This is a genomic window from Oceanobacillus piezotolerans (assembly GCF_003665065.1).
GTDB classification, from domain to species: domain Bacteria; phylum Bacillota; class Bacilli; order Bacillales; family Amphibacillaceae; genus Oceanobacillus; species Oceanobacillus piezotolerans.
The window spans coordinates 678,556-700,902 of record NZ_RCHR01000002.1; the positions used below are offsets into that span (position 1 = coordinate 678,556).

General features: G+C 39.2%; 22 protein-coding genes. 21 read left to right on the forward strand and 1 reads right to left on the reverse strand.

The features are described from left to right. Window positions 1–290: 290 nt before the first annotated feature. From D8M04_RS07480 to D8M04_RS07560, 17 genes are all read left to right on the forward strand, one after another. Window positions 291–1,661, forward strand: coding sequence for a solute carrier family 23 protein (locus tag D8M04_RS07480; protein ID WP_121522275.1), 1,371 nt, complete (start codon window positions 291–293; stop codon window positions 1,659–1,661). A 673-nt stretch (window positions 1,662–2,334) separates the two neighbouring features. Continuing rightward, entirely contained in the window at window positions 2,335–3,753 is a 1,419-nt protein-coding gene (locus tag D8M04_RS07485) for a DUF7125 family protein (RefSeq protein WP_246001145.1), read from the forward strand. Window positions 3,754–3,766: 13 nt separating this feature from the next. Next, window positions 3,767–4,018 carry a hypothetical protein gene (locus D8M04_RS07490; protein WP_121522277.1) on the forward strand — a complete coding sequence of 84 codons (252 nt, stop codon included), beginning with the start codon at window positions 3,767–3,769 and terminating at the stop codon, window positions 4,016–4,018. Further along, a complete protein-coding gene (locus D8M04_RS20255; RefSeq protein WP_222928579.1) occupies window positions 4,015–6,129 on the forward strand; it encodes a response regulator transcription factor in 2,115 nt (704 codons plus the stop codon). Before D8M04_RS07490 ends, D8M04_RS20255 begins: the two co-directional genes overlap by 4 nt. A gap of 216 nt (window positions 6,130–6,345) precedes the next feature. Further along, a complete protein-coding gene (locus D8M04_RS07500; protein WP_246001146.1) occupies window positions 6,346–6,696 on the forward strand; it encodes a DUF192 domain-containing protein in 351 nt (116 codons plus the stop codon). A gap of 49 nt (window positions 6,697–6,745) precedes the next feature. Continuing rightward, window positions 6,746–6,919 carry a Flp family type IVb pilin gene (locus tag D8M04_RS07505; RefSeq protein ID WP_121522278.1) on the forward strand — a complete coding sequence of 58 codons (174 nt, stop codon included), beginning with the start codon at window positions 6,746–6,748 and terminating at the stop codon, window positions 6,917–6,919. A 65-nt stretch (window positions 6,920–6,984) separates the two neighbouring features. Further along, window positions 6,985–7,158, forward strand: coding sequence for a Flp family type IVb pilin (locus D8M04_RS07510; RefSeq protein WP_121522279.1), 174 nt, complete (start codon window positions 6,985–6,987; stop codon window positions 7,156–7,158). A gap of 62 nt (window positions 7,159–7,220) precedes the next feature. Beyond that, window positions 7,221–7,424, forward strand: a complete 204-nt coding sequence (locus tag D8M04_RS20400) for a Flp family type IVb pilin (RefSeq protein WP_121522280.1) — start codon at window positions 7,221–7,223, stop codon at window positions 7,422–7,424. Window positions 7,425–7,495: 71 nt separating this feature from the next. Further along, window positions 7,496–8,002 (forward strand): A24 family peptidase, encoded by a 507-nt coding sequence (locus tag D8M04_RS07520; RefSeq protein WP_121522281.1) that lies wholly within the window; start codon window positions 7,496–7,498, stop codon window positions 8,000–8,002. Next, entirely contained in the window at window positions 7,999–8,373 is a 375-nt protein-coding gene (locus D8M04_RS07525) for a TadE/TadG family type IV pilus assembly protein (RefSeq protein WP_121522282.1), read from the forward strand. Before D8M04_RS07520 ends, D8M04_RS07525 begins: the two co-directional genes overlap by 4 nt. A 9-nt stretch (window positions 8,374–8,382) precedes the next feature. Beyond that, window positions 8,383–9,300 (forward strand): pilus assembly protein TadG-related protein, encoded by a 918-nt coding sequence (locus D8M04_RS07530; protein WP_121522283.1) that lies wholly within the window; start codon window positions 8,383–8,385, stop codon window positions 9,298–9,300. Between the two features lie 8 nt (window positions 9,301–9,308). Further along, complete coding sequence (gene cpaB / locus D8M04_RS07535; RefSeq protein WP_121522284.1) at window positions 9,309–10,238, forward strand: Flp pilus assembly protein CpaB; 930 nt, start codon at window positions 9,309–9,311, stop codon at window positions 10,236–10,238. A 19-nt stretch (window positions 10,239–10,257) separates the two neighbouring features. Further along, the gene (locus tag D8M04_RS07540) at window positions 10,258–11,067 is read left to right on the forward strand and encodes a CpaE/TadZ family protein (protein WP_121522285.1); all 810 of its coding nucleotides are present in this window, start codon (window positions 10,258–10,260) and stop codon (window positions 11,065–11,067) included. A gap of 3 nt (window positions 11,068–11,070) precedes the next feature. Continuing rightward, on the forward strand, window positions 11,071–12,483 hold the full coding sequence (locus D8M04_RS07545) for a TadA family conjugal transfer-associated ATPase (protein ID WP_121522286.1): 1,413 nt from the start codon (window positions 11,071–11,073) through the stop codon (window positions 12,481–12,483). A 5-nt stretch (window positions 12,484–12,488) separates the two neighbouring features. Then, window positions 12,489–13,412: a type II secretion system F family protein gene (locus D8M04_RS07550; protein WP_246001147.1), complete on the forward strand. Its 924-nt coding sequence runs from the start codon at window positions 12,489–12,491 to the stop codon at window positions 13,410–13,412. A 3-nt stretch (window positions 13,413–13,415) separates the two neighbouring features. After that, the gene (locus D8M04_RS07555) at window positions 13,416–14,339 is read left to right on the forward strand and encodes a type II secretion system F family protein (RefSeq protein WP_121522287.1); all 924 of its coding nucleotides are present in this window, start codon (window positions 13,416–13,418) and stop codon (window positions 14,337–14,339) included. Window positions 14,340–14,656: 317 nt separating this feature from the next. Beyond that, window positions 14,657–15,658 (forward strand): LLM class flavin-dependent oxidoreductase, encoded by a 1,002-nt coding sequence (locus D8M04_RS07560; RefSeq protein ID WP_121522288.1) that lies wholly within the window; start codon window positions 14,657–14,659, stop codon window positions 15,656–15,658. A gap of 176 nt (window positions 15,659–15,834) precedes the next feature. Here the strand turns inward: D8M04_RS07560 and D8M04_RS07565 are convergent, their stop codons facing one another. After that, window positions 15,835–16,884, reverse strand: a complete 1,050-nt coding sequence (locus D8M04_RS07565) for a M14 family zinc carboxypeptidase (protein WP_121522289.1) — start codon at window positions 16,882–16,884, stop codon at window positions 15,835–15,837. Between the two features lie 350 nt (window positions 16,885–17,234). On the opposite strand from D8M04_RS07565, the gene D8M04_RS07570 reads away from it, so the two are divergent. The 4 genes from D8M04_RS07570 (at window position 17,235) to D8M04_RS07585 (ending at window position 22,224) form a co-directional block, all read left to right on the forward strand. After that, window positions 17,235–18,425, forward strand: a complete 1,191-nt coding sequence (locus D8M04_RS07570) for a M14 family zinc carboxypeptidase (protein WP_121522290.1) — start codon at window positions 17,235–17,237, stop codon at window positions 18,423–18,425. A gap of 566 nt (window positions 18,426–18,991) precedes the next feature. Next, the gene (locus D8M04_RS07575) at window positions 18,992–20,281 is read left to right on the forward strand and encodes an ABC transporter substrate-binding protein (protein WP_121522291.1); all 1,290 of its coding nucleotides are present in this window, start codon (window positions 18,992–18,994) and stop codon (window positions 20,279–20,281) included. A gap of 90 nt (window positions 20,282–20,371) precedes the next feature. Beyond that, entirely contained in the window at window positions 20,372–21,373 is a 1,002-nt protein-coding gene (locus tag D8M04_RS07580; protein WP_121522292.1) for a carbohydrate ABC transporter permease, read from the forward strand. Further along, on the forward strand, window positions 21,373–22,224 hold the full coding sequence (locus D8M04_RS07585; protein WP_121522293.1) for a carbohydrate ABC transporter permease: 852 nt from the start codon (window positions 21,373–21,375) through the stop codon (window positions 22,222–22,224). The genes D8M04_RS07580 and D8M04_RS07585 overlap by 1 nt, the downstream gene beginning before the upstream one ends. The last annotated feature ends 123 nt before the right edge of the window (window positions 22,225–22,347 follow it).

Consider the following 22,347-nt stretch of genomic DNA (forward strand, 5'->3'; position numbering starts at 1 on the left):
CCCCCTCTTGTAAGCGACTTCATTTTATTTATTATAGTTTAAATGTTTTATTTATTAATTAGTTTATATTATCCGACTTATTATGAAAAGTTTAGGCGATGGAATTATCAAAATAATTCTATTTCTTAGGTTGACAATAACTTTTCTTTTTTCTATAATTCAACTAGTTTAAATTTTTGCTAATTTGGGTAAAATTTGAGTTTTCTTTCGTTAAATACTTTTAAAAGGATGGTGAATAAGATTCTGGGATTTATTGAAAACGTTTACTAATATGAAGGAGGTAAAAATACGTGGCATTTTATAAAAGAAAACATGGAGAAGAACAGCCTTACTGGGCTATAGGTTCCTACCAATTAAGACTGCCGTTCATACACTATAAGCTGGAGATACCAGAACTACTTCAAGGTGTTGTGTTATTTACTGCTGGTTTAGGTATGATTGAAATTATGACAAGTGTAATGGGCATTTCCTATGAAGCAGCTTTAACTATTACAATCTTAAATCAGTTTCTCATGTTGTTGCCGTCCACATTCGGTGTCCCTTTTGTATCAGGATTCATCACTGCATTAATTCCACTAATCGTTTTATTTCTAGGGAATTATTCTCCAGGACCAGAGGCTGTTCAAGCAGTAATCGCGGTTCAAATTGTTTTAGCATTTTTATTTCTAATCTTCGGTATCTCAGGTATTGGTGAGAAGATCGTTATCAACCTACCCTCATCCTTAAAAGCAGGTATTTTGATCGGTGCAGGAATCGCAGCTATCATGTCAGAAATTCAACCCGGAGGACGTTTAGCAGAAACACCTATTTCTATCACGATTGGTGGTTTGCTCTGTTTATTTACCATGTTCTCCATCTATTTTAAAAAAATGTCCCTCCAAAACAAGTGGGTTCGTCTTATTGCAAGCTTCGGTATTATGCCGGCAATCATTGTAGCTATCCTTCTCGGCTGGGCTGTTGGTGAATATCCAACCCCTAATATTGAATGGGGCATCACTATTCCTGCACTTTCTGAAGTATGGCAATTAACTCCTTTTGTGATAGGATTCCCAGGAATTGAAATGCTGATTGCTGCCATCCCTACAGCAATATTAGCTTACATTATTGCATATGGAGATATTATTGTTGGGGATCAGATGATTAAGCGGGCAAAAGAATCGAGAAATGACGAGAAAATACAATATAGCTTCAGCCAATTGCACATCTTAACGGCTATTCGCAACCTTTTAAATGCACTTTTTGCCCCGCATCCAGGAATGTCGGGTCCAATTTACACAGCCGGTACCGCTTCTGTAACGGAGCGTTATAAATTTGGCAGAAAAGCCATGGATTCTATTTTTTCTGGAACAAACACCATGCTGATCGCCTTTTCAATTGGAATATTTATGCTCCCATTCGTTACGTTTTTTCAACCATTTCTACCAATAGCATTGTCGATTACGTTAATTCTAACTGGATATTTATGTATAACAATCGGGATGCAACAAGTAAAAACAGAAGTCGAAATGGGAGTGGCTGGTGTAATGGCAATTGTCCTTGCTATCTACGGAGCAGCACCTGCATTGGTGCTAGGTATTATATTGTACTTTACGATCGAACATAGAGGTGGAAGCGAAAAGAAACAAACCAAGAAAGAGTATAAAGAAAAGGATGTCATTTAAAGATAAGGATGGTAGTAGCTGAGAGCTGCGTGGACAAGCTCGTTCTTCCTATTAGAAGCCTCCATAATGCATGGTTTGACTTTCGTTAGACTGGAGGTGAGACTCGTTAGGTGAAAAGTTACGCATCTAATATAAATTCACTCGAACACATCCTATATTAATAGCCGAAGCTTACGCCGCATACTCCAAGTAGACACATCTTGAAAGTTGCGCCGCTCTCCTTGGTAGTTGAACCATTCTTTGAGTGGCGTCAACTTTTCATAGGAGCGGCTTTTTTTAGTTGCAACTTTTTAAGAGTTTCAAAGTGAATCTTGAATAACGCTTAACTTACCAACATTTCGGGATAACTTAACTCTTCCTTAAGAACCATTCTATGTCTTGCCCTCCTGCCCCCCGTTAACTCCCATCTCTACTCCCCCAAAAATAGGAACCTAATCCAATAGACTCATTCCGCAATATATCAGAGTTAAATATCAACGCAGCACTTGCTTTCTCCCTTGTTACTTTCTATCAAAAGTAGGGTATAGGACTTGTAAATATTGCATTCTGCATTAGGTACAAAATGGGAATAGCAGGGGATATTTTTTTCTTTCGTCCTATTATAAGATGGGTCTATATCACTTCTATTAAAAAATAGCATTTTAACCTAATAATGAAATAGGAGGATATTGTATTGCAAACAGCTACAGGAATTACAGGATTAGACAACATTTTAGGCGGTGGGCTGCCGAAAGGATCTGCCGTAATTGTAGAAGGAGCCCCAGGAACAGGGAAAACAACATTAGGAATGCAGTTTTTATACAACGGAATTACCGAGCAGAATGAAGCAGGTATTTTTATCACGTTTGAAGAATTTCCTGATCAAATTTATCACGATATGAAGTCATTCGGCTGGGATTTGCGAGCTTTGGAGCGAAAAAATCAATTACGCGTGATTGGCATTTCTCCCAAAATATTGCTGGAAGAGATGCAGAAATCCAATGGTTTATTTGAGCAAATGGTAAATGAAATTAATTGTGAGCGGTTGGTAATAGACAGCATCAGTCTCTTAAGAACGGGTGACAGCGAGAAAACCATACGAGAAGTTTTATATACGCTTCGAAATATCTTGCGGAAATTCAAGCTCACTTCCCTGCTTATTCAGGAACGCTCAGACCTGGATGGTAATAGCGTACCATTCGAACATTATATTTTTGATGGACTGATTCGTTTATCCTTAAAGGAGCACTTAGAGTTATTCCGTCAGAGAACGCTCGAGGTCTTAAAGATGAGGGGCACATGCATTATGGAAGGCGAGCACATCTATCGAATTACGGAAAACGGGATATATGTCCTTTTAGCAAGTAAAACAGCAGCTGATATTCAAGAATCCACTTCAGATTTTCAATTAAAAACAGGAATCCCTTCACTGGATGCAATCTTGGGTGGAGGACTTGATAAAGGGACAATCTATATGCTTGATACAAACAGTAAAGCCAACTATCGGCATATTGTCGCATCGATTCTCGCCCAGCGTATTAATTCTGGAGACAGAATACTCTCTTTACTCTCCAGCATCCAGTCGATCGAGGAGTTGGCATCCCTGCTTGAAAAGCACAAAGCTGATGTGGGTAAAGGGATTGAAGAAAACAGAATGTATTTTATTGAGCATTATAAACGTTCGATTCCTGAAAAATGGCAGGATGCTGTCTATCATGTCCATACATTAGATAATAAGAGTTATAATCTCTTTTTAAAAAACGAAATATATCCCAAAATGAATTCAGACCTAAACAAGCATAAAAATTGGTTTATCTACTATGATTTAAATGCCATTATTAACGAACGAGGCACAGAGTATGTTTTGCGCCATTTTGCTACGGAAACAGCTGCCGCAAGATCCTTGGGTATGAGCGTATTGGTCCTGTGCAATTTTAAAGAAGTAGGAATTCAGGTCGCTTCATTTCTGGAACGTTCATGCAATGGTGTTTTGAAAACCTGGGTAGACGGATCCTATCAATATTTACAAATAACAAAAGCTTCGAATGGCGAAATATCAAAACCTTACTTAGTGGAAAACATAAACGATTGCCCATATATTCGATTACTATAAAGGAGGTTAACTAATGACAGAGACGTTCCCGCTGCAAATGGAATGTACCATGCTGTTTCAATCCAATCCTTATATGATAGAGACACCAGAAGGTATTAGTGTCAGACTAGGAAGAAAAGTAGAAGATATTCTTCCGGTTATTGATCAGCTATGCAATCAAGGCATCCTTCAAAGGCTCGGCGATGAATTAACTCCATTATACCGTTATCAGGAACCTGTAATTATTACTAATCTGGATATCCAGGGAGAAGCGGAAAGAGCATGAATCAAAGCTTCACGCTGATCGAAGAATTACAATCTATCTATGCAGCTAACTATGGAGTAGCAATATGGATAACGGACGAAAATGGAGAAATGTTGTTAGAGCCTAAAGGCGATAATAGCCTGTACAGCATGCTCCTTCGCCAAGAGCATGACAAGATGCACGCTATACTAAAAAAGAGTTCACAAAAAGAGTGGTCTATTCACCTCCCTTTTTTCTTCGATATTTTACCTGGGATATATACACTTACGTCTTCTATCCTTACAGAAAATGGGGGAAAATATCAGATTTGGGCGGGGATGATGATGGAAGACCAATCACAGGAGCTGTTAAAGAAGCAGCTGGAAGCGAATTACCCCACCGAGAACCTTGATGCTATTCTAATTAACACGCCAGTTCTTAATGCTTCTAATAAACAAATGTGGATCGATTGGATGGAGAAATTCAGCAGAATAGCGACTCACCTATTTTCAGAAGATCAGCACTCTTTTTACCAGACTCAAAACGAATTATTTAAGAAGGCTGTTCAAGCACGACATCAACCTGCAAAACAAGTATTGATGCATTTTAAAGAAGAATATCATGAATTTGATTTTATAGGAATGGCAAAAAAGCAGAAAGATAAGTATCAGATATCAGAAATAGCAGGAGAAGGAGCTCAAACCCTCGAAGGTGCTGAGTTTTTCCCTGGAGAAGGCTTTTTAGGTCGGGTCTTATTGACAGATGAATTCGAGTACTGGGAAGGAATAGACAAAGATCCGCGCAGTGTATTCTTTCAGCAGTTTGATTTTCACCCGCTATCACTGTTTTGCGCTCCTATGAAACAGGAGGATGGGACAAGATACGTATTGTTTGGTGGGAATCTTCGGCAGTCCGACTTTTCAGTCAAACAATTAAAGTTGGCAAAAGCCTTGGCCATCACTGCTGAAACGCACAGCCTTATCTATACACTGCAAACGAATGTCGATCATCAGCTTCACCGCTTATCCGCCCTTATAGAAGTAAGTAAATTAATGGCCAATGCATCCGATATGAAGAAAGTTATTTATATGCTGGTAGATATTGGCCTTAGCTTAATAGGTGGCTCGTTTTCCTGCCTGCTTCTTAAAGATTCCCATAATGGGAAGGTGAAATTAATTTCTCGTGGAAAATTAAAGATGGATACAGCAGAATATGCTAAAAATACAGCAGGCCGCTACTTTATGGAGTCAGGCGAAACGAAAAGGAATGAAACGAGGATTTTCTCCTCTGAACAAGGAGACCATGTTTTTGAATGCGTGATTTCCAGCCGGGAGAAGATTCAAGGTGTTCTTTGTATTGCAACAGAGATAGAAAAAGAAGCACTTATGGAAGAACAGCTCAAATTTCTCGAAACGCTCGCAGTCATTGGCGGAATATCCTTGCAGTTGACCGACAAAGATGAAACGGAAGCTGAAGACCGACAAGTTCATGCACTCTACCGGGCAGTGCAGCACTTTAACCAAGACGCTTATTCTCGTGCAGAAGAAGCAGCAGAGCTTGCGGCTAATTTTGTCGTTAAATTAGGAATAAATGCGCCTTTAATAAAAGAAATTATCCATGCTTGCCGTCTATCTTATTATTCTCCTGATTTCATTGGTGAAATGTTTCCAGATAAAAAGATGGTCTCGGTCATGAAAGAAGGAAAGAATTTAATTGAAAACAATGCTTCCGGCTGGGTGGAAGCAAGTGTTGGTGCACAGGTTTATGCCCTTGTCATGCAGTATATTTTAAAAGGCAGCTTGGAGGCAATCCCACAAGCAATACGAAATACAGAAACAGTAATAGAATTCACGAAGTTTATAGATGAAAACAATGTTATGGAACAAGAATTCCAGTTATCCGAAGATGTCGAAGAAGAACAGAAGCTGCAGACAATAAGCAGTACGATTAAGGAAATGAATTTGTCACCTAGAGAGCAAGAGGTACTTGACCTGGTAATACAGGGGCTGAATAATAAAGAAATTGCACAAGAGCTGTATATTAGCGGGCATACAGTGAAGAACCATGTTACTAAAATCTTTCAAAAACTGGAAGTACCTGATAGAGCTCATGCTATATCGAAAGTATACCAATTAAAATATAAATCTAGTTAAACCTCTCTTATACGGGAGGTTTTTTATTTTTGTTTTTACGATTGTTCCTATAGAGCAACTCCTATTCTAATAAAATAGGAATGCATTCCTATCAAAATTCGACAAAAAATAACAGGAACAGTGGGGGATATTTTTAATTAATAAATCGGTGCATAATAGGGTTCGTAAGCTGATCGGCAAGCTTACTAGACGAACGAATCCATGATCAGGAGGTGCTTGAAAATCAAACTGGTAAATGTCGAAACAAACGAAGTGATTGCTGAACATGTAAAAGGAGCGTATACATTTTGGTCTCGGTTTAAAGGCTTAATGCTGACAGAAAGCATGCCGGAAAACGCAGCCCTTCATATCTCGCCTTGTACAGCGATTCATACATTTTTTATGAAATACAGCATTGATATTTTATATCTAGATAAAGAGAAAAAAATTGTGGGGATCGAAAAAGATCTGGAACCGGGAAAGGTAGGCAAGAAATGGATGAACGCAAAATCAGTAATCGAGCTTCCAGCCGGAACGATGGATAAGACCTCTACGGTCATGGGACAGAGAGTAGTGCTTGTTGATTAGGCTTTGAATAAGAAAACAAATTAAAAATTGATATATAAGGAGAGATTTGATGTTGAACAAAATTAAAGGATTATTTATTGAAGAAAAAGGTCAAGGGATGACGGAGTATGGGTTGATTTTAGGGTTGATTGCTGTGGCGGTTATAGCTGCGTTAACAACAATGGGCGGTAATATTTCCGGTTTACTTGATAATATTTCCGGCAAGTTAACTTCAGGTCAGTAATCATCAGGAAAAATAATGTTGTTAAGCAACATTTTAAAAACTTATAGATTAAAGGAGAGATTTTAATGTTAAACAAAATCAAAGGATTATTTTTGGAAGAAAAAGGTCAAGGGATGACAGAGTACGGTTTAATTTTGGGATTAATCGCAGTAGCAGTAATTGCCGCGTTAACAACAATGGGCGGTAATATTTCTGGTTTACTTGATAATATTTCCGGCAAGTTAACTTCAGGTCAGTAATCATCTGGAAAAACAATGTTGTTTAGCAACATTTTAAAACTTATAGATTAAAGGAGATTTTAATGATAAACAAAATCAAAGGATTATTTTTGGAAGAAAAAGGTCAAGGGATGACAGAGTACGGTTTAATTTTGGGATTAATCGCAGTTGCAGTAATTGCCGCGTTAACGACAATGGGCGGTAATATTTCTGGTTTACTTGATAATCTGTCTGGTAAATTACCTGGCGGAACAGGAGCAACTGACGGAACCAATGGTAGCCTATAGTATTAAAAGGACTCTACCTCTAGGGTCCTTCACCAAATCTCTATCAAACTACGAATGAAAGGATGGACCAAATGATTGATTTATTCCTCATTATTATTCTAACAATATGTGTCATCACAGACGTAAAACGCAGAATGATCTATAACAAAGTGATTTATCCAGCGATGCTTTTCACGTTTATTTATCAATTTGCAACAGCGGGATGGGAAGGTCTTAGCCATTCTTTCATTGGTTTTTTGATTGGATTTGGACTGCTTCTTATTCCTTATTTTATGGGTGGAATGGGGGCTGGTGATGTTAAATTGCTTGCACTGATTGGCGCAATGAAAGGCGGCGCATTTATATTCCATGCATTTCTATATACCGCCATTATTGGTGGAGTAATTGCTATCGCTATTATCTTATTTCGTAAAGGAATGCTTAAATCCATTCTTTATTATTTTACGAGCCTGAGACATGGTGTCAGACTCCCTGGCGGAATCTCAAGAGGTTCACTCACCGCAACTTATCCATACGGAGTCGCTATTGCCGCCGGCGCAGTTGCTGCATTACTATTCCAAGGCTGGAATTTCTTATGATAAAAAAACAAGACGGTCAATCATTGGTAGAATTCGCATTGGTTCTGCCAATCTTATTATTGTTGTTAGTAGGTATTTTTGATTTTGGAAGAATCCTGTATACCCATTTGCAGCTTGAGATGGTTGCACAGGAATCAGTTCGAATGGGCGGTTTAGGGAACAGTGATGAAACAATCCGTTCTTATGCAGCGAATCAATTTCATGGAGATTCCTCCAAGCTAAAAATCACGATTACACCTTCTCAGACGATTAGAAAAGCTGGAGATTACGTCACTGTTTCATTAGCCTACCCAGAGGAATTTATGAATGTGCTCGGAGATGCTGCTATTCCATATACTGTAAAATCAAGTTCGACGATACGGGTTGAATGAGGTGAGTGATTGAAAACATTTTATATAAACTTCAAAAAACAGGAAGCTGGAAATGCCATTCTGCTTGTTGCTTTGGCTATGAGTGCACTAATAGCCATGGTCGGTTTAGTGATTGACGGTGGAAACTTATTTATCTCAAAAAGCCATCTGCAGAAAACAGCCAACGCAGCCGCATTGTCAGGAGCACAGGAAATTGTTAATTCAGAAGCTGCTGTTCATGAAGTTGTGAATCTGATACTTTCCTCGCATGATGAACTTAATAGTCTTTCCCAGATTACGATCGAAGCGGACCGCCTTCATGTAGAACTGGCTAAAGATGTCCCGTTATTTTTTTCTTCTTTATTTGGAGTAGAGTCCGTACCAATGAAAGTGGATGCTAAAGCTGGATTAAACCCAATGGGAGTAGCAAAGGGTGCTGTTCCACTGGGGATAAATGATAAGGTTGAGTTGGTTTACGGACAAACCTATCAATTAAAAGTAGATGCTGGTGACTCTGTGAGCGGAAACTTTGGAGTTCTCGCACTGGATGGCCCAGGTGCTAAAACGTATGGAGAAACATTAATGCATGGGTTTGATGAAAACTTAAAGGTTGGCGATATTGTCAATACCCAAACAGGGAATATCGCTGGTCCAACAAGAGAAGGAATACAATACCGAATCAATAATTGCCCTTATCCTGATGGGGATTATCAACATAGAGACTGTCCGAGAATAATGCTCGTTGTCGTTTATAAACCTTACAGTCAAACAACGAATCAATTAAAGAGTGTACAAATTACAGGATTTGCTTATTTTTATATTACACAGCCAATGAGCAAAACCGATGACTCTGTAAAAGGAATCTTTATCAAACGTGCAGGTCCTGGAATGACAGGAGAAAACAGCCCGCTGAACCGCGGGGCATATGCAATCAAACTGGAAGAGTAGGTGTTTTGATGAAACCCAAAAAAATACTGCTGCTTGCTGTGCTATCAGGCATTATTACAACGGCCTTATTTTATTTATTCTTAAATAAACAAACTGCAGCTACAAGCGCGTCCGAACCAGTTATAGAAATGAAGCAGGTAGTCGCTGCTGAGGTGGATATACCAAAAGATCAGCAAATATTAAAGGAGAATCTAGTGGTTAAGGAGATTCCTTCTGACCAAGTTCATCCGGAAATGATTCAAGATATGAATACAGCTCTAAATCAATATACGACTGCAGATATCAAACAAGGTGAAATCCTGATGAATCATCGAATCCAGGAGAAAGAGGAAGAAAAAGAAGTCGTTTCCCGTAAAATAAACGAAGGGTACCGAGCGGTTTCCGCCGAAGTTACGTATGTTACTGGTGTATCAAATCTGATTCAGCCAGAAGATTATGTGGATGTCGTTTTGACTTCTGGTGAAAAAATAGAATCTGAAATCATTCTAGAAAAGGTGCGAGTACTGGCAGTTGGCGAGCGGATGACAGAAAAGAAAGATCCAGCAGCAGAACCCGTCTTATACCATGCAGTTACGCTGGAATTGAATCAGGAAGATACAGTAAAGCTTGTTGAAGCGAGTGCCAAAGGAGTATTACAGCTTGCATTATACAGCAAGTCGGATTTAGAAGAAGAAGCTGAGAGTGACTCAAACAAAAAAACTGGTACGGATAAAGCAGCAAAAGGAACAGAAATTATTACAATTCCGGCTAAGTCCATTATCCGTCAAGCGCCGAGCCTATTAGCTAATCCTATTGAAGTGGTTAAAGAGGACACAACCCTCTTACTATTAAATAATCAGGAAACAGATAAAGACGGAAGAATTTGGCTGCAAGTAGAGATGGACAATAAGGAAAAAGGCTGGATCAGCTCAAGGATTATCAAAAACGAACAGGAATAATCGATACGGAGGGGTTAAGATGACAGATACTCAGAATACTATCACAATCGTCATTGCCAGTGCTGTTGGGGGAGTCGGAAGAACAACGATTACCGCTAACCTGGCAGCGTTACTTGCAAAGCAGAATATCAAAGTCAGTGTCATCGATGCAGACCTTCAATTTGGAGACATTTCCCTCGCGTTTGATTTGCACCCAGACCGGACGATTACCGATGCGGCTGAACGGAAAGATACAGAAAATATTCCTTTTTATCTTATGAAACACGATTCTGGTGTGAATGTGTTGCCTGCCCCCTCTCGACCTGAATACGCGGAGCTGATTACTTCGGATTTTCTTCTTAAAGTCATCGAAAATCTTAAAGAAGATACCGATGTTTTACTAATAGAAGCACAGGCAGGACTTCATGATTTAACCATCCAGCTAATGGAGAAAGCGGATATCATTTTAACGGTTAGCACACCGCTTATGTCCGCCTTAAAAAATACAAAGATGATGATTGAAACGCTGCAATTACTTGGACTAAAAGAGAAGGTAAAGTTAGTGATAAATCAATTTACATCGAAAACCATGATTCATCCTAAAGAAATACGAAAACTGATAGGTGTAAATGAAGCAACATTTTTACCAAAAGAAGATAAAGAAATTGATCACTCACTGGATACTGGAATACCAGTTGTAACCGGCCACCCTAAACTAGCATTTACAAAAGAACTGGAAAAAATGCTCGAGGATTTCCGTTGGTTTAACCATTTGAAAAAGCAGAAAGCAAAAGATAAATCAGGTTTTTTTCACCATTTACGTTTAAGAACATCAGGTCAAGGGGGATAAAAAATGAGTTTATTAGCCAGAATCCAATCAAAAAATGAAGAGAAAATGGAGAAACAAGCGGAACAACCAATCGTACAAGCAGTACAGCCGGCTGAAGAAGAAGTTATCTCATCAAAAGAAATAGTTGAGCCAGAAAAGGAGACAACTTTTATATCCGAGCCTTCTGGTGATTATTTGGAACTTAAAAATCTGGTTTTTAAATATATATTAAAAGAGCGAGCGGATGCGGAGATTGAGGACATCGTTGGTGACCTGGATGCCATTATCTCGGAAATTCTCCAGGAGAATGAAGAGCTAACTAATATTCAGGATATGAACCAGCTTAAGGATGAAATAAAAAATGATCTTACAGGTTATGGGCCAATTAATCCCCTACTCCTTGATGATAAGGTCTCCGAGGTGATGGTTAATGGTCCAAGTCAGGTGTATGCCGAGCGAAATGGCAGACTGGAGCTGACTAATGTAAAATTTCGCGACAATGACCATGTCATGACCGTTCTCGAAAAGATTGTAGCCCCACTGGGTAGAAGAATTGATGAAAGCAGTCCAATGGTTGATGCACGCTTAGCGGATGGATCGCGGGTGAATGCGATTATTCCTCCACTGGCATTGAACGGACCAACGATTACGATTCGTAAATTTTCTAAGGATCCCTTTACGATTCACGATTTAGTTCGCTTCGGTACGCTGACAGAGGAAATGGCAGACTTTTTAAAGGCTTGTGTCGAAGCAAAGCTGAATATTTTCGTTAGCGGCGGAACTGGTTCCGGTAAGACGACAACTTTAAATGTCCTTTCTTCGTTTATCTCAAATAAGGACCGCATTGTCACCATTGAGGATGCGGCAGAGCTTCAGCTTGGACAGGATCATGTTGTTTCACTGGAAACGAGATCGCCCAATATTGAAGGAAAAGGAAGTATTGCAATTCGCGACCTTGTGCGAAACTCCCTGCGAATGCGACCAGACCGAATTGTTATTGGCGAGGTTCGCGGCGGAGAAGCGTTGGATATGCTTCAGGCAATGAATACCGGTCACGATGGATCCCTTGCGACAGGCCACTCGAACAGTCCTCGTGATATGGTAGCAAGGTTAGAAACAATGGTACTGATGGCCGGCATGGAACTCCCAGTAAAAGCGATCCGCGAGCAAATTGCAGGTGCCCTGGATGTGATTATTCAGCAGTCCAGACTGAAGGATGGCACACGGCGAATCACCAATATTACCGAAGTCCAAGGATTAGAAGGAGATATTATTGTACTGCAGGATATTTTCACATTTAGGCAATCAGGAATAGATGAGAATGGAAAAATCATTGGAAAGCTTGTACCAACAGGCATCCGGCCGAAGTTCTATGAAAGAATGGAATATGAAGGGATTCATCTTCCAGCATCTATTTTTACGGAAAAGGCGGACTGATAAGCATGAAAATAATTCTCTTGACTTCATTGTTTTTAACGATTTTTTTCTTTTTTATGGCTATAGGTCTTTTTACGGCTTCCAAGCCAATTGAAAAAGAAAAGGAACGCTCTGTTAAAAATTCTCTTAAGACAATGAATCAGAAGCTTTCCATGCTCTTAACGAAAAATAAAAAGAAGAGTAAAAGAAAAAACATTCTGGAGCAAAGACTAAGTATTGCTGGAGTTCCAATTAAGCCAGAAGAATTTATAGCGTTTAGATGGCTTTCTGCCCTATTTACTGGAGGGCTTTTCCATTTAATTAATGGAAATTTGATCATTTTAATTGTAGGCTTTCTTATCGGCTACCAGCTGCCAGCTCTTTGGTTAACAACAAAGGAGAAGAAGCGGATAAAGGAATTTAATAACGGCCTTCCGGGAATGATTACCTCCATGGTCGGTTCGCTTCGAGCAGGATTCAGTCTGCCCCAGTCCCTTCAGATGGTTGCCGATGAATCCTACTCTCCCATTAAAGAAGAAGTAGAGCTTGTCTTAAAGAAAATGCGATATGGCACTTCTCTAGAGGACGCTCTATTAGAATGGAAAGAACGAATACCAAGTGAGGATTTGGAATTAATGGTAGAAGCAATTGTTATCCAAAGGCAGGTAGGCGGGAATTTAGCTTTCTTATTGGACAAGATAGTGGAAACAATCAGAGGAAGAGCTAAAATTCAAAATCAGATTAAGACCCTTACCGCCCAAGGCAGATTGTCAGGCATTATAATAAGTCTGCTTCCGGCAGTGCTTGGACTAATTATTTACTTTATGAATCCTTCCTATATAGGAATGCTTTTTACGAATCCAATCGGAATCGGAATGCTTGTTGCTGGAGTCGTTGGCGGGATTATTGGCTTTATCTTTATACGTAAAATTACAACAATTGAGGTGTAAGCAATGCTGGCTTTATATGGAAGTTTCTTTATTTTTACTACGCTGCTAACCTATGCATTAATTGGTATACCAGCCCAAAGAAAAGAACATATTCGAAAGCGAATTGAAGCTTATTTTGTTTCTAATACACCATCCAATCAGACCGATATGGAAGAGCAACAAGCCTCTTTTTTCAAACGTGTAATCCAGCCTTTCTGGATTTCTTTGAAACGGAAATACGCAAAAAGCTTAGAGAAAGAAGAAGCATCCAAGCTTGAACACCTTCTGTTGAAAGCTGGTCAGCCATTTGGATTAAGTCCGGTAGAATTTAAAATGGTGAAGCTGATATTAATGGTTGGTCTTCCTTTATATGGGCTATTAATCGGCCTTCTTACAGGCATACAGACAAAATATATTCTGCTCATTATGATTTTCTTCCTTGGATTGGCGATTCTATTGCCTAAACAGTATTTGAAACAGCGAATTCAAAAACGAAACAAGCTCGCTGGAAAAGAGCTCCCAGATGTGTTGGACCTTTTAACAATTAGTCTTGAAGCTGGATTAGGGTTTGATTCCGCCCTATCCCAGGTGGTCAGTAAGAAAAAAGGTGAAGTCATCAAGGAATTTAAGATAGCTCTAGAAGAAATGAGGTTAGGAAAAACACGAAAAGAAGCCTTATCTGCAATAAATGACCGTCTTGACTCAGAAGAAATGCGATCCTTGGTTTATAATGTGGTGCAAGCCGAAAAATTGGGGATTGGAATGGTGTCTGTTTTACGTGTACAGACAGAAGACTTACGGGAACAGCGCAGGCAAAAAGCCGAAGAGGCAGCGATGAAAGCTCCAATCAAAATGATGTTTCCATTGGTTCTCTTTATTTTTCCAACGTTGTTTATTGTTTTATTAGGACCTGCTATATTACAAATCATTGAAGCATTTACACAATAAAGTTCTTCATTGTCTACGTGTTTGAAATCCGAACTAATTCTATTGAATCTTAGTTTGGATTTATTAGTTTCTAATTCCATCTGATCCAAAAAACAGATAGTTGAGCGAATAACTAAGAGGTTTGCTGCAGTTTTCCCTAAGTTGCTCTGAATCTGTGGAAAATGAGCGGCCTTCGCTAAGGTCACTCCATCTTCCTAAAAAGTTCGGAACCTATCAAAAGCTCACCATCAACTCATCACATAGTCCCCTTCGTTTGCATCCCCTCCTCTAATATAAGAGAATTAAAGTAGATATTCTTCAAAAAGGAGATCACTCAAATGATTCCATTAAATATTCTAGATTACTCCCTTATTGATGAAGGAGAAACTGCAATAGAAGCATTACAAGATACAGTAAGCCTTGCAAAACTTGCCGAAAGACTAAACTTTCACCGGTTCTGGGTACCTGAACAACATCATGCATTTTCAATCGCAAGCAGTTCTCCAGAAATGCTGATGATGTATTTAGCAACACAAACTAAGCGTATTCGCATTGGATCGGGTGGTGTCATGCTCCCACATTACAGTCCTTATAAAGTTGCTGAAAATTTCCGAACACTCGAGGCCTTTCATCCTAACCGAATAGATCTTGGCATCGGCAATAGCCCAGGTGGCAGGCTCGTTCAGCGTGCTCTAAACGAGGGAAAGTCAAAGAGATTAACGTACGAGGAACAGACCGAGGATGTATTGCACTTTTTAAAGGATGATTCTTTGAAGGAACACCGTTTTGGAAAATTAAGAGCGACACCTATTATTAAGACAACCCCTGAGATATGGATGTTAGGAGCTGGTGGAAGCAGTACGAAAATTGCCGCAGAGAATGGAACAGCCTTTACTTATGCACATTTCATTAAACCGGTTGACAAAGGGCGCGAGGTAATAGCAAGTTACCGAGAGCATTTTAAGGCATCTCCATTCCATGCAAGCCCTCTCGTATCCATTGCCGTTTTCGCAATTATTGCTGAAACAACCGAAGAAGCAGAAGAACTCGCGCTTGCCTTTGACTATTGGATGCTATCCCTGGAAACAGCAAAAAATCCGACCTATTTTCCATCTGTACACACAGCAAAACAGCAAACGTATAGTGCATTTGAAAGGAAAAAAATAAGTAATACAAGGAAGAAAGCAATCATCGGAGATCCTGAAAAAGTGAAGGCGGAAATTTTACAGCTTGCAGAGTTTTATCATGCGGATGAAGTAACCATTATACCGAACTTCCCAGGGACGGCGAATCGGATGAAGGGAATTGAATTGTTGGCAGAGGCATTTGGAATGAAATGATTTTCGATCTCGGGAGAATCATTCGCGTCTTCATTCGCCTTGTGAACGCCCTTTTCGCTCACTGAGCTAATAAAGAATACCACCTCTCCAACTTCAATGGACAGTCTCCCATTTTTACCAGCAATTGCAAGCGAACCGAACAGCGCTTACCGCTGTTCGGTTCTTTAATAAGCTTACTATTCAGCCGTTCTAGTAGTTTGAGTCTGCAACGTATCCCAAAAAGCAACATCTTTATCGTGGATCGAACCATCCGAAATCGCTCTGGCTGTTACTTCCAAAGTGTTTACTGTTTGTTTGATCAAATAACCGTTACTTTTCTGACCGAGTACATAAGAGTCATAAAAATGGTCGGACATACCACGCATTTCAAAAAGTAGTGTGGAAATTCCGTACTCAACGGCAATGCCATTACGAGAAATGGTTTCAGCGGAACCTCCATTATATTTGCCTAGATGTCCCCAGCCAGTTGGATCAATCTCATCAAATACGACAGCACCTAATTGTTTAGATTTATGAACGACTTCAGGATCAGCGTTTTCCGTAGTTGGATAAAGAATCGATCCGGACACTAACTCTCCATCACGTTCACTTTGTGCTCCCTGATGATGAAGGTCTATCATATAATCAATATCATATTCACTTAATACATTATTATGAAGCGCCTGTGTTTCCGGGAAAATTTTATTGACATGGTCACGGTTTAAATCTTCCCCTACTGCATTGTATCTGGTTAAATGGCGATCTCCATCCGCAATATAATCATCTAAATCAAAATCGACGTCCCCCATTGCTCCATCGGGATTTAGCATGGGAACAATTAGCACATTAAGATTATCGAGAATCCCTTTTGTTTTCCCGGTTCCCAGGTGTTTAATAAATTCAAGCGCTCCTTCTGTCGTCAACTGTTCGTTTCCATGCTGCTGTGTGAGATAAAGAATTGTTGGGTTATCTGGGTTGGAGATGTATTTTACAAGATATAAATCCCGGCCCTTCATCGATTGACCAATCACTTCTAATTCCATTTGGTCCTGTTTTGCTTCCTGTTTTTCCAGAAAATTAACCATTTCATCATAGGTTTTAAGTATAGAAGTATTAACCTGCTCATTTCCATTGTAATTCGGACCATTACCTACTGCGTTGACAACTGGTGAAGTAAAGCTTGTCCCTCCTATAACAAGCGCCCCCGTAAGACTTAACGTTAATAATGTTTTGTTTAACCTCTTCATTTTATCCCTCCATCTAATCGTAATAATGTAATTTTTCGATAATCATGGAGATAAACCCTTTTAATAATCTAAAAATAAAGAATGTTACCTATATTAAATAATAACAAATGCGTTATGACTAGTTAATAATAGTGAGTAAAAAGAACAAAAGCTTATCTAGCAGCTCTCTGAAATATTTACCTTATTTAAAACTTAACCAAGATAGCGTTTAAGATCCTCGTCTAAAACAGTTAGGGCAAAGGAACGGTGAATAAAAGACAAACCGTACTATAGTTTCAATTATTCTATTTCGGAAGGAAATCCAATAAATAAAAAGAATATTCTTAATATCAAAGATTGGAGGGAATGTTATGAAGAAAAGAAGTAAGATTGCGTTGTTAAGTGGAGCCATCCTATTAAGTGCAGGTCTCGTAACACCAGCATTGAATTCTACAGTTGTATCTGCAAACCCATCAGAAGTTAAGAAACCATCTATCTCAGGGTTCATAAATCATGATGAGCTAAAGCGAAAAATGGAACAATTAGAACAAACAAGCAATGGAAATGTTGAGGTAAATATCGTTGGTTATTCCAACCATGGTCGCGAAATATATAAAGCAACCATTGGTTCAGGCGATAAAGTGGTATTCATCCAAAGTGAAATTCATGGAAATGAAAAGGTGGGTACAAAAGCGTTATTAAATATGATAGAAGAAATCGGAAAAAGCAATTCCCCTGAACTCAGACAATTAAGAGAGGAACTTACCATTGTGGCGATGCCAATGGTCAATCCGGATGCGACAGAATTAAACCGCCGCGGCAATGAAATGACATGGGATGAGGTAGTAGAGCAATTCCCACAGTTGGCAGGTTCGCAACCTTCTTGGAACTATTACACATACATTAATCAATATTGGGATTATGCATCAAACCCTGGATTTGATGTCAATAGAGATTTTAATCCTGACTTGAATTATGTTCCCCAACCAGATGACTTCCCGAACCGCTCATCAGAACCGGGCTGGTTTATTACTCCTGAAGCTCAAACCATCCGAGATGTTTACAAAGACTTACAAAATCAATTTGGTAAAGTAGACGTATTTGTCGATTTGCACCATCAAGGAGAATATGTCATTGAAGGAACAGATGATCCAGTAACATTATCCCTATCTGGTGTCTTTGTACCCGATCCAAACACACCAGAAGGAGAAAAATACCGTGATTATGCCGACACTTATAATGGTGAATTCTCTAAACAGTTAAATATTTCTGCTTATCAAGCATTACAGCAAATGGGCAACTCCCCATTTGGAAATATATCCTTGTATCCGCAAAACCTGGACTTGCCAGGAACTGCCCTTGGATCCTTTGCGCTAAATGGAAGTGGTGCTGTTTTGTTTGAAATCACCGGTCAAACCCAAAGCTATGGACAGAAGAAATTAGGCCAATTAACAAAAGCTGTCAAGACCGGCCTATACGGCATCCTAAATAGCGTTGCAACCGATGAAATCTATGAATTGGACGCAGAAGACTATGACTCTATTCCTTTAACAGAAAGGTGAAGCATGGAGACGGTTCTTTTGCTTCCTTGCTTGAGGATGACTCTGCTCTGGTCATCCGGTTTTGCAGGAATTATGCAATAGGGTAAGGGGCTGTTATTCTGAAGAAATGAGAAATAAGCCATACAGAAAAAGGAGTGGATCTTTCAAAATTAGGTGAAAACTCTGCACAACAAGCGGATTTTATTAGCTTGTTGTGCTCTTTTTTTATTAAATTAACAAATCCTCTTAAAGAGCTTCCCCTCAATTTATTGGAATTTGTCCAACGTTCAAAACCACTGAAAATTAATCCATGAAGATCGCCAGTTTCAGCCTCAATTCCCCCCCATCCTTCATGTTAAACACATAATCCATAGAATAAATTCCGTCGAAACAAAACTGTCCGATATCTTTCTCCATCACAACAACCACAAATTACCGGATCTTATGCACCTACCACCTTCACTTAAATAGGCCCAAAGAATCAACTTCTCCCTAATAAGTTTCTAAATAAATGAAGTGGGGTATTTATCCTCTGAGTGACAAAAATTTACATTAAACAACTTAATATTTAAGAAGGAGTGTACATAATGAAAAAGAAATGGACTTTTTTCCTATTTGCAATCTTACTGCTATTCATTAGTGGATGTTCCAATGATGCAGAAGCAACAAATGCAGATGGAAAAATCGAATTGGACTTTTGGACCTTCTGGGGTTCTGAGACTAGGAGACCAATTATAGAAAAAATGATAGATGACTTTAATAACTCCCAAGACGAGATTGTTGTAAAACATACATATGTACCATGGGGAGATATCTGGACGAAGAATCTGGCAGCAGTAGCGGCTGGAAACCCGCCTGACGTGATCGTCAACGATATCCGTTCTGTTGCTTTGCGGGCAGAAAATAACCAAGTAGAAGACATAACTGATTTAATGAGTGATGGATTAGAAGAAAAATTTGATCCTAAACTATGGGAAACGGTTGTTCACGAAGATAAAACATACGCATTGCCGTTTAACACCGATACCAGATTACTATATTATAACAAAGATGCATTTAGAGAAGCAGGACTTGACCCTGAGAAACCACCAAGAACATGGGATGAACTCAAGGAATATGCAGAAAAGCTAAATATTAAAAATGGTGATACCTACGAACAAGTTGGATTTTACCCAGGCTGGGGCGATTTTGGACCAATTTCATGGATGATTAATGCGGATGATGGTGTGCAATTGATCGATGATGGCGAAGTAAAAATCAATACACCTGCTAAACAGGAAGCATTGCAGTGGATAGTAGATTTTAAAGAAGACTTAGGTGAAGAAACGGTTCAAAATATGTCAGCTGAGTTTGGTAGTGAACAGCAGAATCCATTTATTAACGGCAAAGTTGCCATGTGGATAGAACCTGGTACTTTCTTCACACAGCTTGATCAATTTGCTGGGGACATGGATTATGGTGCAGCACTAATCCCTTCCTTTACAGAGGAGACAGGAAATTGGAGTTCTGGCGGTGGCTTTGTATTGGAAATCCCTAAAGGAGCAAAGAATCCAGAAGCCTCTATGAAATTTATCGAATATATGACAGATGTGGAAGCACAAACCTATTGGGCTGAAAATAACTTTGATAATGTAGCCAATATAGAAGCAAGTGAGAAGGCTCTGGACAACCTAGATGGAAAAGCAAAAGAAGTCTATCAGAAAACATTAGAAAGTCTGGAAGAAACCGACTTTTCAACTGTCCCGTTAGAATATCCGGATTATACGGACTTAGTAAATCCGAATATCGATGATGCATTGCAAGGTGATATGTCAGTGGAAGAAGCATTGGAAAAAGCGCAAAAAGATGTAGAAGCATCGAAACGGGAAACAGAATAAAACAAAAAACATAATCAAGTAATAAATGGCTCCCCATCGTTGTCAATCATGATGGGGGTCACTTGTTTCTAATTGGGAGGGTGGTTAAATATGGAAAGTCTACAAAGGGAAGATAGAGTTGAACAACGTCCGCTTCCATTAAAGAAAATAGAGACAACTAAAAACAAAAAACCTAATAACAAAAAAAGAAAACCTAGCAAACTAGCAGTAAGAGAGAATATTTGGGGATATATCTTTATTGCTCCTTGGATTATTGGACTGCTTGGGCTAACTTTAGGTCCATTACTATTCTCACTCGTTACTAGTTTTACTGATTATAACATTACTTCCCAAATGAATTTTATAGGGTTTGATAATTACATAAAAATGTTCACAGCTGACCCACTATTTTGGACTTCACTGTATAATACCGTCTATTTTGTTATATTCTCCGTTCCTTTAACAACGGTAGGAGGAATTCTTGTTGCGTTGTTATTGAATCAAAAGATAAGAGGTATAAAATACTTTCGGACGATTATCTATTTACCAGCCATTCTGTCGGGGGTTGCTATCTATTTCCTATGGATGCAATTACTGAGCCCGTCTACAGGTCTTGTCAATACAGTACTTGCCTGGTTCGGGATTGATGGGCCTGCATGGCTATTTGATCCAGAGTGGACAAAACCTGCCCTCATTATGATGAAATTATGGGGTCTTGGTGGCGGCATGCTCCTTTATTTAGCTATTATGCAAAACGTACCTAAAGAAATGTATGAAGCAGCAGAACTAGATGGTGCTGGTGGATTTAGGAAATTTATCCATATTACCCTTCCAATGATTACGCCAATCATTTTCTTCGATCTCGTAACGTCAACGATAGGAGCGTTCCAAATTTTCCAAGAGGCCTATGTGATGACTGAAAATGGAGATGGTGGACCATCAAGCTCGCTATTATTCTATAACTTGCATATGTGGAATAATGCCTTTGAAATATTCGATATGGGATATGCATCTGCCATGGCATGGATTCTATTCTTAATCGTGATGGTGTTTACTTTTATTCACTTTAAGGTGAGTAAGCGCTGGGTATATTATGAAAGTGGTGATGAGTGATGGAAACCTATGTTGGAAATAAGAAGAAGATGCGGATTAAAAATTTCTTTATCTATATCCTTTTGATTGGTGTAAGTATAATTATATTGCTTCCAGTATGGTGGATGATTTCCACCTCTTTAAAAAGCCCTGGGGAAATTGCACAATATCCACCAACCTTTTTCCCAGAATCGTTTCAGTTCAGTAACTATATAGAAGCCTGGCAAACTGCTCCATTTACAAGATGGACCCTTAACACGCTATTTATTGCAGGGATTGTAACAATTGGCAGCGTTCTGGCCAACTCATTTATCGCCTACGGTTTTGCGGTAATCCGCTTTAAAGGGAAAAAAATATTATTTGGTTTGGTGATGGCAACGATGCTGATTCCTGGATTTGTTACCTTGGTACCGCAGTATATTATTTTTTCCAAAATAGGTTGGGTCAACACCTATTTACCACTGATTGTACCAGCATTCCTAGGCAGTGCCTTCTTTATTTTCCTGCTTCGTCAATTTATCCGCACGATACCGCGGGCAATGATAGATGCAGCTAAAATAGATGGTGCCAATCACTTCCAGATTTGGTGGAAGATTATTCTTCCACTGATTAAACCGGCATTAATTACAGTAGCTATCTTAGCATTTAATGGATCCTGGAACGATCTATTAGGACCATTACTTTATTTAACAGATGAGAATCTTTATACACTGCAAATCGGATTGCAGACATTTAAAGGGCAAGTTTCCACACAGTGGAATTACTTAATGGCGATGTCTACTACTGTCCTGCTACCAATGATTCTATTATTCTTCTTCTTCCAAAAACACTTTATTGAAGGGAATAATTTATCAGGAGGACAGAAATTCTAGAAGCACGGGGACGGTTCTTTTGCTTCCTTTGAAGAGGCTTATTAGGAAGTATTTGAAAGATTAGCCGCAAACATGGGTGGAATCTCTATCCTTTCTGCAGATTGCGCAGCCTCAAACTTATGT